Annotated in this window: 12 protein-coding genes and 1 pseudogene; 2 read left to right on the top strand and 11 right to left on the bottom strand. The window is 66.0% G+C overall.

From position 1 onward, the window contains the following. Positions 1-873, top strand: a pseudogene (locus tag MSIMFI_RS13240) (PE family protein); the annotation flags it as partial. Positions 874-982: 109 nt separating this feature from the next. Here the strand turns inward: MSIMFI_RS13240 and MSIMFI_RS13235 are convergent. From MSIMFI_RS13235 to MSIMFI_RS13225, 3 genes are read right to left on the bottom strand one after another with little or no spacing between them, the layout of a single operon-like run. Continuing rightward, positions 983-1,429: an SRPBCC family protein gene (locus MSIMFI_RS13235; protein ID WP_191497546.1), complete on the bottom strand. Its 447-nt coding sequence runs from the start codon at positions 1,427-1,429 to the stop codon at positions 983-985. A gap of 7 nt (positions 1,430-1,436) precedes the next feature. After that, positions 1,437-2,663, bottom strand: a complete 1,227-nt coding sequence (locus MSIMFI_RS13230; RefSeq protein WP_224770178.1) for an RNA polymerase sigma factor — start codon at positions 2,661-2,663, stop codon at positions 1,437-1,439. A 4-nt stretch (positions 2,664-2,667) separates the two neighbouring features. Continuing rightward, a complete protein-coding gene (locus MSIMFI_RS13225) occupies positions 2,668-3,015 on the bottom strand; it encodes a YciI family protein (protein ID WP_186244227.1) in 348 nt (115 codons plus the stop codon). A 434-nt stretch (positions 3,016-3,449) separates the two neighbouring features. Here MSIMFI_RS13225 and MSIMFI_RS13220 point away from each other — a divergent pair, with 434 nt between their 5' ends. Beyond that, positions 3,450-4,814, top strand: coding sequence for an HNH endonuclease signature motif containing protein (locus MSIMFI_RS13220; RefSeq protein WP_191497545.1), 1,365 nt, complete (start codon positions 3,450-3,452; stop codon positions 4,812-4,814). Between the two features lie 375 nt (positions 4,815-5,189). Here the strand turns inward: MSIMFI_RS13220 and MSIMFI_RS28105 are convergent, their stop codons facing one another. The 8 genes from MSIMFI_RS28105 to MSIMFI_RS13180 form a co-directional block, all read right to left on the bottom strand. Further along, positions 5,190-5,432, bottom strand: coding sequence for a hypothetical protein (locus MSIMFI_RS28105; protein WP_263597415.1), 243 nt, complete (start codon positions 5,430-5,432; stop codon positions 5,190-5,192). An 84-nt stretch (positions 5,433-5,516) separates the two neighbouring features. Then, complete coding sequence (locus tag MSIMFI_RS13210) at positions 5,517-6,734, bottom strand: cytochrome P450 (protein ID WP_191497544.1); 1,218 nt, start codon at positions 6,732-6,734, stop codon at positions 5,517-5,519. A 15-nt stretch (positions 6,735-6,749) separates the two neighbouring features. After that, positions 6,750-8,234 carry an aldehyde dehydrogenase family protein gene (locus tag MSIMFI_RS13205; RefSeq protein WP_191497543.1) on the bottom strand — a complete coding sequence of 495 codons (1,485 nt, stop codon included), beginning with the start codon at positions 8,232-8,234 and terminating at the stop codon, positions 6,750-6,752. Positions 8,235-8,240: 6 nt separating this feature from the next. Beyond that, positions 8,241-9,128, bottom strand: a complete 888-nt coding sequence (locus MSIMFI_RS13200) for an SDR family oxidoreductase (RefSeq protein WP_191497542.1) — start codon at positions 9,126-9,128, stop codon at positions 8,241-8,243. Continuing rightward, complete coding sequence (locus MSIMFI_RS13195) at positions 9,121-10,248, bottom strand: spirocyclase AveC family protein (protein WP_191497541.1); 1,128 nt, start codon at positions 10,246-10,248, stop codon at positions 9,121-9,123. The genes MSIMFI_RS13200 and MSIMFI_RS13195 overlap by 8 nt, the downstream gene beginning before the upstream one ends. Positions 10,249-10,251: 3 nt before the next feature. Next, positions 10,252-11,364 carry an ABC transporter substrate-binding protein gene (locus MSIMFI_RS13190; RefSeq protein WP_191497540.1) on the bottom strand — a complete coding sequence of 371 codons (1,113 nt, stop codon included), beginning with the start codon at positions 11,362-11,364 and terminating at the stop codon, positions 10,252-10,254. A gap of 80 nt (positions 11,365-11,444) precedes the next feature. Continuing rightward, positions 11,445-12,251: a CbbQ/NirQ/NorQ/GpvN family protein gene (locus tag MSIMFI_RS13185; RefSeq protein WP_191498240.1), complete on the bottom strand. Its 807-nt coding sequence runs from the start codon at positions 12,249-12,251 to the stop codon at positions 11,445-11,447. A 13-nt stretch (positions 12,252-12,264) separates the two neighbouring features. Then, entirely contained in the window at positions 12,265-13,947 is a 1,683-nt protein-coding gene (locus MSIMFI_RS13180; RefSeq protein WP_396819928.1) for a nitric oxide reductase activation protein NorD, read from the bottom strand. Between the last annotated feature and the right edge of the window lie 12 nt (positions 13,948-13,959).

The following is a 13,959-nucleotide window of genomic DNA, read 5'->3' as shown; positions in this document are numbered from 1 at the left end:
GGCCGGGGGTCGGCCAGCGGGGGCACCGGCGGCGACGGCGGCGACGCCTTCTTCAGCGGGCTAGCTGGCGGCGCGGGCAGCGGTGCCAACGGATTCGACGGTGGCAATGGGGGTAACGCGGGCAACGGCGGCAACGGCGGCAACGGCGGCGCTGGCGGCGACGCTCTGGGATCAGGAAACGGCGGTGATGGCGGGGACGCCGGCTTCGCCGGCGCCGGAGGTGATGGCGGCGGCGGCGCTGCGAGCAATTCGTCGGTGTTCCTCAGTGGCTTCGGCGGTGATGGCGGCAACGGCGGTAACGGCGGCCTTGGCGGCACCGGCGGTGCTGGCGGCACCGGCGCCACCCTGGTACAGAACGGCGCTACCGGTGCCAGCAGCGTCGACGCTAACGGTGGCGACGGCGGCGACGGCGGTGACGGTGCAAACTATTCGGGTCACGGCACCGACAGCCGCAGCGGCGGGCAGGGTGGCGACGGCGGCGATGGCGGCAATGGCGGCGTCGGCGGCAGGGGCGGTGATGGCGGCAACGGAGGCACCGGCGGCGACGGCGACGGCACCGCGACCTTCGTCGGCCAGCGGGGCGGCAATGGCGGTCTCGGCGGCAACGGCGGTAACTCCACCGTCTTCGTCGGCGGTGACGGCGGCAACGGCGGTGATGGCGGCAACGGCGGCTTTGGCAGTACGGACCATGAAAACCCGACGGGTACCGGCGGCCAGGGCGGAAACGGCGCCGACGGCGGCACCGGCGGCACCGGCGGCCTGGGCGGCACCGGCGGACCCGTCGGGCAAGGCACCACCGGCTTTGGGCCCGCCACTCCCGCCGGCTCTGGCCAGGGCGGCGGTGGCGGCACCGGCGGGACCGGCGGCGACTAGTTCTTAAGTTTCCGGGCCGAAACGATTCCCACGAGCGTGCGTGTCTGTGCAGTGACACGCGGTAGCGAGCGGCATTGTGCGCACGCTCGTCGGGTGCACCGTTCTAGCTCTAGCCACCCGTCTCGAGCAGCGACTTGAGGCGGGCGAGGTCCTTGACGTTGGCTCGCTTGACCGCCATCGCCAAGACAGGTGCCGCGATTCCCGAGAATCCTTTGGGTTCACCGCGGTTGCGCAGCTTCATCTTCGTCATCCCCGTCGGGCCATCCTCCCATAGGTAAGTCGTCTCCATCGGGAATGGCCCTTCGGCCGTACGCATCACGAACCTCGTCCCAGGCTGCAGCTCGACCACCTCGTACGTGTAGCTCAACGTACGTCCGAGGAAGCTGGCGGAGAACGCGAACCGCGAGCCAATCACCATCGGCTTCGGTGATTTCCACTGCACCGCTTGAATATTGGCGTACCAGGCGGTGGCGTTGTCCGGATCTGCGGCATACGCGGCAACTTCGTCACGGGGCCGAGCGATCACAATCTCGCTTACCACGTCCACGCTCGTCATTGCACTCCTAACCGTGCTGCTTCGACCATTCGGCGATGCGTCGTTGGCGGTGTCGTCGTTCCGGCGCGGTGACCGCATCGGTGAGTGACGCCCGTGTCGCCGCAACCGCGTCGGCGTATCTGCCTTCGCGTGCCAACAATTCACCGCGGACGGCGTGCCAACGCTGATCGGGCTCAAGTTGGTCCAACGCGTCCAATCCCGCTGCCGCGCCTTCGGATTCGGCGACAGCGACGGCGCGGGCGAGCGCCGCGGGCGCGCTCGGCTGCACCGAAAGCAGTAGATCGTAAAGCCGGACAATCTCCGTCCAGTCGGTGTCCTGGTATGACGGCGCACGGGCGTGCTCGGCCGCGATCGCGGCCTGAAGTTGGTAGGGATCGGCGACCGTGCCGGTGCGGCGCAAGGATTCACCGAGGAGATGCAAGGCCTCACTGATCGCGTCTGCGTCCCACAGCGAGCGGTCCTGCTCGGCGAGCGTTACCGGGTCTCCGGCGTCGTTGAGCCTTGCGGCGCGGCGAGATTCGCTCAGCAGCACTAGCGCCAGCACCGCCATGGGTGACGGTTCATCGGGCATCAGGTCGTGCACCAGCCGCGCCAAGCGCAGCGCCTCGCGGGCGCCATCCACGTCTGTCAGCCGGTCGCCGCCGGCCGCGCTGTGCGCGATCGTGTAGAACGCATGCAGCACTGCGCACACCGCCGCCAGGCGTGCCGGCAGATCTTCGTCTGCCGGCACCCGGTACGGAATCCCGGCACGCGCGATCTTCTGCCGGGTCCGGGTCAGGCGCTTGGCGATTGCCGCCTCGCTGGTGAGCAGCACCGCCGCGATCTGCGCGGGCGACAGGCCGCACAAGGTTCGCAGCGCAAGAGTCACCTGTGCCTCCAAGCCGAGCGCCGGGTGGCAGCAGGTGAAGATCAGCCGCAACCGATCGTCAGCCACCACGCTGTCCGGCGGCGGGTCGGGGACCGCGAGTTCCACGCTGGCACGCTCCTTTTGTGCGCGGGCGCCCTCGCGGCGCAGTAGGTCGATCGCGACCCTCCGCGCGGTCACCGTCAGCCAGGCGCGCGGCTCGTCGGGCACACCGTTGCGGGGCCAGTCGCGCAGCGCCCGCAGTGCCGCTTCCTGCACCGCATCCTCGGCGACCTGCAGGGAACCGACCGACCGCACCAGGGTCGCCAGGATGCGCATCCCCTCCACCCGGACGGTCTCGGCAAGCGCGGAGTCCGCCTCGACGCTCAACCGCTCAACCGAAGGCGATGACGGGACGCACCTCGACGGCGCCGTCCCACGCGGCCGGGATTTCCGCGGCGATGCGCAGGGCCTCGTCCAGGTCCGCGGCCTCGATGAGGTAGAAGCCGGTCAGGGCTTCCTTGGTCTCGGCATACGGGCCGTCACTGGTCACGACGTCGCCGCCGCGCGCACCGGTGACCCGAACGGTGGTCGCCGTGCTCGTCGGGTACAACGCGTTGCCGCCACGGATCGCGGCAGCGTGGTCCTGTCCGAACTTCATGTAGGCGGCCATGTCCTCGGCCTGCTCGGGTGCTGTCCAGTCGACGTCCCTGGTGTAGGTGAGTGCGGCATATTGCGGCATGGTTCTACTCCTGTCCCCATCATGATCCGGGCAATTCCCGAATCTCACCCTAAGGACGATTGGGGCGGGCCCAAAAGGACACATAGCCCGAGGACCTTCCACGGCGGGTGTCTCGATTGGGTCGACGCCCCGAGGCACAAACCGGGCACATGCCATCGAAGCGTGCTCGGATGCGAGCACGCCTTGTCGCCCAGCAACCGGAGATCCATGCCGGCCACGCCGCGGCCTACACATGCTTCGTCGTAGTCATCGAGCAGGGGCGTCAACTCCGGAGTGTCCCCGGCCTGACCTGCGGCCAACCGGATCCCGACCACGGCTTGGCGCCGATCGGTCAGAGGTGCTCTCGATGGATCTCTGTAATCCCTTGTGTCACTTAAGTTTCAGTGGTCACATCTTGACGATTCTTGTCGGTGGTCCTTCGTAAAATTTCAGGCATGGGTTCGAGCAGTCGGGAAGAGATCGTCGAGGTCTTCAACGCGCTCGACATCGAGCTAGACCGCTTGTGCGAGTTATCTTTTGATGTGTTGACGACGCCGGAGCGCTTGCGGGCGTTGGAGCGGCTGGAGCGGGTGGCGCGGCGGTTGCGGGCCCCCCAGCACACGTTGATCAATCAACTCGGCGCGCAAGCCAGCGAAGAGGAACTAGGCGGCAAGCTGCGCTCGGCGCTAGCCGACCGGCTGCGTATCACCAAGGCCGAGGCCGGCCGCCGCATCGGCGAAGCCGCCGACCTCGGACAACGACGCGCACTCACCGGTGAACCCCTGGCACCCCTAATGACCGCGACCGCGGCCGCCCAACGCGACGGGCTCATCGGCGACGGGCACGTCCGCGAGATCCGCAGCTTCTTCGCCCACCTGCCCGTCGAGGTGGACCTACCCCCCCGCCAAGCCGCCGAAGCCGACCTGGCCCACAAGGCCCGCGAGTATCGCCCCGACGAGTTGGCCAAATACGCCCAACGCATCATGGACTGGCTAAACCCCGACGGCGAATACAGCGACGAAGAACGCGCCCGCAAGCGCGGCATCACCATCGGCAAGCAGGAATACGACGGCATGTCGCGTATCAGCGGCTACCTCACCCCCGAAGCGCGCGCCACCTTCGAACCCGTCCTGGCCAAACTGGCCGCCCCCGGCGCCTGCAACCCCGAGGACGAGACGCCGGTGGTCGATGAGCAGCCGTCGGAAGAGGCGGTACGCCGCGACACCCGCAGCCAACCCCAACGCAACCACGACGCCCTGCTAGCCGCACTGCGCGCCCTGCTGGCCTCGGGCAACCTGGGCCAGCACAACGGCCTACCGGTGTCGATCATCGCCACCGCCACACTGCAGGACCTGCAAGCCGCCGCGGGCAAGGGCTTCACCGGTGGCGGCTCCCAGCTGCCCATGTCGGACCTGATCCGCATGGCCAGCCACGCTCACCACTACCTAGCCCTGTTCCATAACGGCAAGCCACTGGCGCTGTATCACACCAAGAGGCTGGCCTCCCCTGCACAGCGAATCATGCTCTGCGCCAAGGATCGTGGATGCAGCAAGCCGGGCTGTGATGCACCGGCCTACCACAGCCAAGTCCACCACGTCACGGGATGGCAGGCGACCCATCGCACCGACATTGACGACCTCACCCTGGCCTGCGGTATCGACAACAGACTCGCCGAAAAGGGCTGGACCACTCGCAAAAACGCCAACGGCGACACCGAATGGCTACCACCGGCCCACCTGGACCACGGACAACCCCGAACCAACCCCTACCATCACCCCGAACGATTCCTATCCGACGGAGACGACGACGAACCCGTTTGACGTTAGGGCAGCACAGACATGTTCGCCTTGCGCATACCTGTCAGACATCCCCTGGGCCCGCCGATGCCTTCGATCTGCTCCGCAACGCTGGTGTGCATGGACGTGTTCGCATCACACCCGGCATAAACTTCCCCCCGGCGCAAGAGCGTTACTGCTCGCTAGGCCGCAGCCGGTGGTGCAGTAGCGGTAGTCCCGGGCCGTCGAGAAGGTGCAACAGTGCCGGGCGGCCCGCAACGCCCATCATCAAGGCAGCCGCTGGTCCGCGGACTTCGGTTCCCCTACTCCAAGTTCGATCAATGTCAGTGGCATGCAATGCGATTCCCCAAAGTCGGCCCAGCGGCACAATGCCGAACGGCCATGGCCCGGTCAGGAAATCTAGCGCCAGCCCCGCCAGCTCCGGGTCGGGCTGGAACGGCTGCTTGAGCGGAATCCTGCTGTCATCGCCATGGACCAAGTGATGTCGGCGATCGGCCGCCGCGCGCGACGTCGCGCGAGCTCGTCGATGGCGCGAGCCATGCTGCCACGGCGCAACGACGTCCTCATGAAAACCCAAAGGCTGTCAGCGAAGACTCTGACCAGGTGTGCGGTGACCGTTTTGATATCCCAGCCGGCGCACAGGCTTGGACTCGCAAGCTGCGCCTCGTCTAGCTGGTTGATCAGGGCAGCGATCTGGCCTCGCTCGTACTTAGATGGGCACCGCCGTCATGGTAATTTCCCCTCAAATAGCACGGGAAGCGCTGTAGGCGAGCGGAATACCTGGCCGCGGATGTGCGGATCATCCCCATCGGGATCCAGCCGCAGATTGGGCAGACGGTCGAAGAGCAGGTTGAGTGCCACCCGCATCTCGAGCCGGGCCAGGTGCATTCCGAGACAGACATGGACGCCGTGGCCGAAGCCGATATGCGCTCTGGCCGAACGGAACACGTTAAAACGGTCTGGATCGGGATACCGGTCCTCCTGTCGGTTGGCGGAGCCCAGCATCGGCATGACCGAAGAGCCGGCCGGGATCGGCACGCCGGCCAGCTCGGTGTCGCGGGTGGCAACCCGGGTAATCGTCAGCAACGGTGGTTCCCACCGCACCGCCTCTTCGATCGCTTGCGGCAACAACGAACGGTCGGCGCGCACCGCATCCAATTGCTCGGTGTTGGACAGCAATCCGAACAACATGTTCCCCAGCGACCGGTAGGTGGTTTCCACGCCGGCCGGAAGCAGCAGCCGCAAGAACGAGAAGATTTCTTCGTCGGACAGCTTCTCCCCATCGATCTCCGCCTGCGCGAGACCGCTAATCAGGTCGTCACGGGGCTCCTCCCGTCGCGCGGCGAGGATCGGCGTGAAGTACTCCTGCAACGCCGCCGATGCCGCGCGCCCGCGCTCCGGGTTGATGGTGAAACTCAGCAACGAGATCGACCAGCGCTGAAACTGTGGATAGTCCTCGCGCGGCAAGCCCAGCAGGCCGGCGATGATCTGGGTCGGATATGGAAAGGTGAACTCTTTCACTAGATCGGCGCGCCCTCGGGGGGCGAACTGGTCGATCAGCTCGTTGCCGACCTTCCCGACCAGTTCGCCCTCCCAACGCGCTAACACCTTCTGCGAGAACGCCTTTGAGACTAATGCGCGATGACGCCCATGTTCTGGCTCATCCATCCCGAGCATGACGTGGCGGCCGAGCACGTCACCGAACGCGTCGATGATGATCGCCGACGAGAAGGTCTCGTTGTCCCGCAGCATCTGCTGAACTTCTTCGTGGCGGTAGACGATGAAAACCGGTTTGGACGCATCGTGCGGCATGCCCGACATATCGATGCGCTGCACGGGTTCCTCACGCCGTAACCGAGCCAGCTCGGTGTAGGGATCTCGGACGTCACCGGAAACAACATCGTCGAAGGACCCGAAGTCCTCGAGATCATCGAACAACTGCACTCGCTTCCCCTCTGTTCAGCCGGCGGGGTATGCCACCGACTTGATCTCGGTGTATTGGTCGAAGCCGGCCACACCGTTCTGCCGTCCCACCCCGCTGGCCTTGTAGCCACCGAAAGGCGTGTCGGCACCATACGGCGCGCCGCCGTTGACACCCATGAACCCGGCCTTGATCCGGCGGGCCACCGCCAGCGAGCGCTCCAACGACCCCGACATCACATTGCCGGCCAATCCGTACACGCTGTCGTTCGCGATCCGGATCGCGTCTTCCTCGTCGTCGAACGGAATTACGGACAGCACCGGGCCGAAGATCTCCTCCTGCGCGATCGTCATCGAGTTGTCGACGTCGACGAAAAGCGTTGGCCGAACAAAGAATCCCTTATCGAATCCGGTTTCGGCGTCGGGCCCGCCGACCAGCGCGGTGGCACCTTCTTCGACACCCTTGCGGATATAACCCAGCACGCGCTGGCGTTGCTTGTCGGAAATGACTGGGCCGCACAGCGTTCCGGGATCCTGCGGGTCGCCCGGCATGACGTTGTCATAGATGCTCTTCAGGATCGCCACACCTTCGTCGTAGCGAGACCGGGGCAGCAACATCCGGGTCGGGTTGGCGCAGCCCTGCCCGGCGTGCATGCACGGCGCAATGCCGATGGCGCATGCCATCCCGAAATCGGCGTCCTCCAGGACGATGGTGGCCGACTTGCCGCCAAGCTCGAGGAACAGCCGCTTCATTGTCGCCGCGCCCTTTTCCATGATTCGTTTCCCGACGGCCGTGGAGCCGGTGAACGAGATCAGATCGACTTTCGGCGACAGCGTGAGCTCCTCGCCCACCAGGTGATCGGATGCGGTGACAACGTTGACGACACCGGCTGGGATGTCGGTCTTTTCGGCGATCAACCGACCCAACCGGGTGGCATTGAACGGGGTGTCCGGTGCCGGTTTGAGGACCACGGTGTTGCCGGTGCCCAGCGCCTGACCGATCTTGTTGATGGTGACCTCGAACGGAAAATTCCACGGCACGATCGCACCGACCACACCCACCGGCTCCCGCCAGACCTTGCGGGTGGTCAGCGTGCCGGTGAGGCTGATCATCTTGTCGCCCAGGTCGGTTTCCCAGGGGTATTCGTCGATCAGCTTGGCGGGATAACGCAGCCCGTCTTCCAGCGGAGCATCCAGCTGGGGGCCGAAGGTGATGGCCCGGGGCGAGCCGACCTCCAGGATGAGCTCCTCACGCAGCTCTTCGCGCTCGGCGTCGATGGCGTCGTGCAGCTGCAGCAGGCAGCGCTGGCGCAATGCGTGGTTGGTCGACCAGTCGGTCTCGTCGAAGGCCCGCCGCGCGGCGTCGATGGCCCGGTACATGTCCTCCTTGGACGCGTCGGCGACCTCCCCGATCGGCTCCTCGGTGGCCGGGTTGATGTTGGTGAAGGTGCCGGCTCGCCCATCGACGAGCTTGCCGTCGATCATCATCTTGGACTCGGACCGGACCGTTACAGTGTCGGGCATGTTTGTTCAGCTCTCTTCAGACGAGGCGCTGTTCAGAGCGCCGGGACGCGGGATGCCCATCGCCAGACGGGTCACCCTATGGAGAGCCTTACCGGAAAGCAGCCGGTTGGCAACCATCAGCATCCGAGCATCCGGTCCCACCGCATGCCGAGCAAACGGCGCCCGGTCCTCGACAACCTTGGCGAGGCGCCGGGCGAAGCGGTCCGGGGAGGCCGCGAACCGCATCGCGAAGCGGCCGCGCCGGTCGATGTTGCGGTGCAGCGCGGCATAAGGGCCGGTGAAGTCGCGGAGGTCCGAGGTTCCCGCGTCGGTGATGATGTCGGTGTCGAACGTCCCGGTCACGACGATGGTGACGCCGAGGCCGAAGGGCGCCACCTCGCCGGCTAATGATTCGGCCCAGCGTTCCAGCGCGCCCTTAGCCGCCGAGTACGCCGCGGTTTCCGGCATGCCCCGCACGCCGCCCTGACTCGAGATCACCACGATCCGCCCGCGCCCCGCGGCACGCATCCCCGGCAACAGGGCCTTGGTTAGCCGCACCGGCCCGAAGACGCTCGTGGCAAACATGCGCTCCCACAGATCCATCGGCGTCTCTTCGAGCATTCCGGCCGCGGAGATCCCCGCGTTGTGCACCAGCGCATGCGGGGCCCCGACGGCGGCATCGATCGCCTTACCGGCGGCCGTGACCGATGCGGAGTCGGTGAGGTCCAGCGGGACGGCGATCAACCGCGGGTCGTCGCGTCCGGCGCCGGCCTTGGACCGCAGTGCTGGCAAGCCGATTTCCGGTGAGCGCATGGCCGCCACCACACGCCACCCCTGCTGGTACATGTGCGCCGCCGACGCGAGGCCAAGTCCACGGGATGCGCCCGTGATGACAATGCTGCGCGGCTCATCCATGTCCGGGCGCACACCGATCGGAGGTCGAACCAAGCTGCACGTGCGGGCGTCCATTGGGCTGGGCGCTCATCCATGTCGACCAGATTCCCGCCGAGTAGGGACCCTGCTGGCCGTTCTTCTCGTAAAAACCCTGGGGGTCATACACTTTGGCCTCAGGGTACGGCCACGGGCAGGCGACCGAGGTGGCGGCCCTGGTCCACTTGATCACGGCGAAGCCGGTACCGTAGCCAAAGTACGCGAGATTGATGAGGACGAACATCACCACGAACATCCCGAGGGTGGGGCGACGGGTGAAGATTCGAAGCCGCTGGGTCAGCTTTTCGGCCACCGTGCGGCCGGTGTCGTCGCGGTAGAGCAGCACACCCGCCGGGATCATCACGAACGTCACCATCACCGTTTCCCAGATGAACGGGAATTGGTAGGTTTCGCCGACGGAGGCAGATCCGAACGGAATGACTTGGGAGTAAATGTAAAAGCCGGTGCGCACCAGCGTCATCTCCAGCATCGCGTCGATGACGATCCCGACCGGCAGGATGATCAACGCCAGGCTGATCAGCGGATGGCGCCATACGAATGAGTCAACGGGCCTGCGGGCCTGGATCTTTCGCAGGATCCAGATCGCCGGGAAGTACGGCCCCAGGTAGAACATGATGTAGCCGATGACCAGGAACGGCTCCACCGTCGGCGACAGCGACACCAACGGCCAATCCTCGGGCCAATGCCACAGTTCCGGGTTGTACACCGCGTAGGGCGACCAGTTCATGATCGGGTCCTGCCAGACGATCAACGTCGTGACGATGCCCATCAGCAATACCGGGTGTGCACCGTAGCGACGCCAGGCCACCACGTAGACGACAATGATGATCGACATCGAGATGATGGTGAAAATCTGGAAAAGCTCCAACCAGTGGTGATAGCCGAACAGCGGCTGCACCGGTCGGGGCGCTCCGCTCACTTCCGGATTGCGAATCCTTTCCGAGACAGCGCCTTTGCGCGCGAAATACGCAATCACGCCGAGCAACGCGACGGCTACGGCAACCCACACCGCGACCCACACCGACCCCCGGTTGCGTTCGGTCGTCGGCGCGACTTCAGACGGCGCTGTTTGGGTGGTGGCCATTGCTCACTCCTCGCCGAAGCGGTCTACCAGGTGGGAATTGACGCCGTCGGCGTCCAAGCGCCGGGCCACCAGGTACCCAGCGCCCATCCAGGCCCGCCGGGTCCACTTTCCCAACGAGACTCGGGTCCCGGGTGCGCCGGCCGCGGCCGGCAGCATCTTCACTCGCTCCAGCGCTTCCTTGACACCGCGCGGGCTCAGCGGATGGGCGTCGGCAAAGGCGTGCAGCAGGGTGTTGGCGACGTCGTGGTTGACTACCGGCACGCAGTACTGGGGGCGACGGCCGTAGGCCGTCTCGAACTGGTCCAGGAACCGCTGCCCGACCGCGTTGGCTTCGTCGTACTGATCGATGCCGGTCCACCCCATGAAGGCTTGCCACATAATCGGATTGATCCAGGCGTTCTGAAACGCGGTGCAGGTGAACCGGGGCGGGTCCCAATTGAGCTCTGCCAGTGCCGGATTGATGAATACGATGCCAAAGCCGAAACCACAGTGCACCAGCGCGCTCGGCTTCGCCTCGTGCAGAGTGCGGATCGCCTGCCCGACGTCCTGGGCGGTCTGAGCCACCTGAGCCTCGGCGACGATGCGAATGCCCTTGCGCCGAGCGGCGTTTCGGAAGTTTTTGAGATAACTCTCGCCGACCAGCGACTTCTCCACCACGACGCCGACTTGCGTGTGGCTGCCCTTGGCGAGTAGGTCCGCCCAGAAGATCGGCTCGTCGGTCATCGACCCTTGCGGGAACGCGAAGGTCCACTCCCCCAGCCAGTCGTCGCTACCGCAGACGTTGATCGCCGGAACCCGGAATCGCTCCTCGATGGCCTCCCGCAGCGGTACCGCGTTCTCGGTGATGTGCGGCCCGAACACAACCAGGCAGCCCTCGTCGACAAGCTCGCCGTAGGCATCGATGACCGCCTTGACGGTGCCCTTGGGCAGGCCTTCGACCTCCCGGTAGACGATCTCAACCGGCCGGTCAATGACCCCTTGGCTCACCCCGTCGTTGAACACCAGGTCGAATGGGCGGGTCAGATCGTCGCGCATTTCCTGCGGGTAGAACTCCGGCAGCAGGAAGTCAAACAGGTAACCGATCTTGATGGGCTGCGCTGTGCTCTCGTAGGACAATCTCACCCTCCGTCTGGCGCGCCTGTCCGTCAGACAAACCTAAAATTTGTTCCAACCGTAACGCGGCGGATGTATCGTCGTCAATGACCGGCCTGCGGGCCGGCCAGGTATACGTCGATCATTTCCGTCAGTCCACCCGCGACACGGGCGTCGTCGGTCAACGGCCCGGCAATCGCGGCCCTGGCCGCATCCCGCGGACTCAGCCCTTGCGAGACCAGCCGCCCGGCGGCAATGAGCACCCGGGTTGACGCCACCTCGCGTAGCCCGCCGTTTTCCAGGCGACGGATCGCCTGCGCCAACCGGACCAACTCCGCGGCCGTGTCGGGGCCGATGCCCGCCTCGTGCGCGACGATCTTCTGCTCGACGTCGCTTGTCGGGAAGCCGAATTCGATGGCCACCATGCGCTGTCGGGTCGAGTCCTTGAGATCCTTGAGGACGCTTTGATAGCCGGGGTTGTAGGACACCACCAAGCAGAATCCCGGTGCGGCGTCCAGCGTTACGCCCAGCCGTTCGATCGGGAGCTGTTGGCGGTGATCGGCGAGGGGATGCAGCACCACGGTGGTGTCCTGCCGGGCCTCGACAACTTCGTCGAGGTAGCAAATCGCGCCCTCGCGCACGGCCCGGGTCAATGGGCCGTCGACCCATTCCGTTTCGCCGCCACGCAATAGATAGCGGCCAACCAGGTCGGCGGTGGTGAGATCGTCGTGGCACGCGACCGTGATCAGTGGCCGTTGCAGGTCGTATGCCATCGCCTCGAGAAATCGCGTCTTTCCGCATCCGGTGGGGCCCTTGAGCAACAGCGAGAGCCCTTGGCGGAAGGCCGCCTTGAAGACCTGCTCCTCATTGCCGACCGATACATAGAAGGGGCGGGGCGTCGGTGGTGTCACTCGTCTCTCTCCTTCATGCCGCGCCGCGGCGAACGTAGCGCGGCTCCGGTCGGCGGACTTCGGCTGCGCGCAGCGCCGTTCGGAACAACGGTCCGACGACCTGCCTGAGTTGTTCGGGTCGCGCGACGGCGGCATGCGCTGCGCTGCCGAAAACACGTTGCAGCTCCTCGGGATCGGTTGCGGCGCCGATCGTCAGACACACACATCCGGTGCCTCGGCCACGGGCTTCGGCCAGGGCACGGCGGGCATCGCCGGCCCCGTAGACGCGCTCATAGCCGTGGTCATACGCCAACCCGTCGGACAGTACGACGAGTAGTCGCCGGGTGGTGCCACCCCAGCTCTCCAGCACTTCGGCGCCGTGCCGGATAGCAGCGCCCAGTCGGGAGTATGCGCCGGGCACCAGGCCGCGAAGACGCTGCAACGCCAACACATCGAGAGTGTCGTCGAAGCGCTTTATCGGCATCACGTGCACGGCCGATCTTCCCTGGGAATGAAACGCATAGAGCGCCAGGCGATCTCCGATACCGTGCAGGGCGATGGCCAGGGCCGCCGCCGCGTCCCGCTGCTGGTCGTGCACCGTCGCGCCGGTCGTTCCCGCCTCGGCGACCGAGCCGGAGACGTCGAGCAGCAGCAATACCGCAAGATCGCGCCGACGGCGCAGGCTGTCAATGTAGACCGCCTCGTCGGGGGCGCTACCGGCCATGCTCTCGACACGTGCTTCGACGGCCGCGTCGATGTCAAGGTCGTCGCCTTGGACTTGGCGGTGAAACCAATCGGGTCCGAGGCCCAGGCGGGCCAGTGGCCGGTGCAGCCCGTACTCATTGAAGCCGTCCGCGGTCGCGACGTCCTTGATGCGGGGGTTCACCTCGCGCACGGTGCACCAGTTCGGCCGATACCGCTGTCGATGAATGTCCCACTCGGGGTACATGATTCCCTGGCCCGCATCGCCGGGGCCATCGATCGGGCCCGCCGGTGCGGTCGAGAACGCCGCAGCGGTGTTGCCACGCAATCCGGAGCGCGTGCGGTGTGTCGGCGCGTCGGCCCCTGGCTGACCACCCTCTCCGAGCCGGCGCACCGATCTCAGCATCTTGCGCAGTAGCCGACCCAGCGCTCCCCGACCGCCTATCGGGCTGGTGAACATGTCCGCAGCAGCGTGGGATTCGCTGTCGTCATGGTCCTCATCGAGTTCGCGCAGCGTCTTCTGGCGCCGGTCCGCAATCCGGTCGCCGGTGAGTTTCTCACTGTTCTTCGTGGACGCCAATAGGATTCGGGCGCGGATCGTTCCGAAGCCGTCTGGTGGGTCGGCAATCGGCCGCCGGCCACGCGCTATGGCCAGCGAGGTGGCCGGCGAATCGCTATCGACGTCAGTATCGGCGAGCGCACGCACCGGCGCAGGGAGCAAGTCGGCGTTCTCCGCGACGGCCCGGCGTCCTTCCACAGCTAGGTATCGCCGAGCCAGCGCGGGACGACGCTTAAGCGTGCGCAGCACCTTCGGTTCCAGGCTTCCGGCCGCCAGCAACGACGCCTGCACCACCAACGCCTCGAGTTGTTCACGCGCGCTGCGGCTGGCGTCGACGAATATCGTGGTGCCATCCGTCCACGCCAGTTCGCCGGGTTCGGCGCGCGCTACCTGCAGCGTGCGGCCGGACAGCGCCGAAGCCAGCATGCCTAATCGCGCCAACCTATCGGAGTTCACCTGGTCGCTCCT

This window comes from Mycobacterium simulans (genome assembly GCF_900232995.1).
Lineage (GTDB): Bacteria > Actinomycetota > Actinomycetes > Mycobacteriales > Mycobacteriaceae > Mycobacterium > Mycobacterium simulans.
This window is presented reverse-complemented; position numbering and strand designations above follow the sequence as displayed.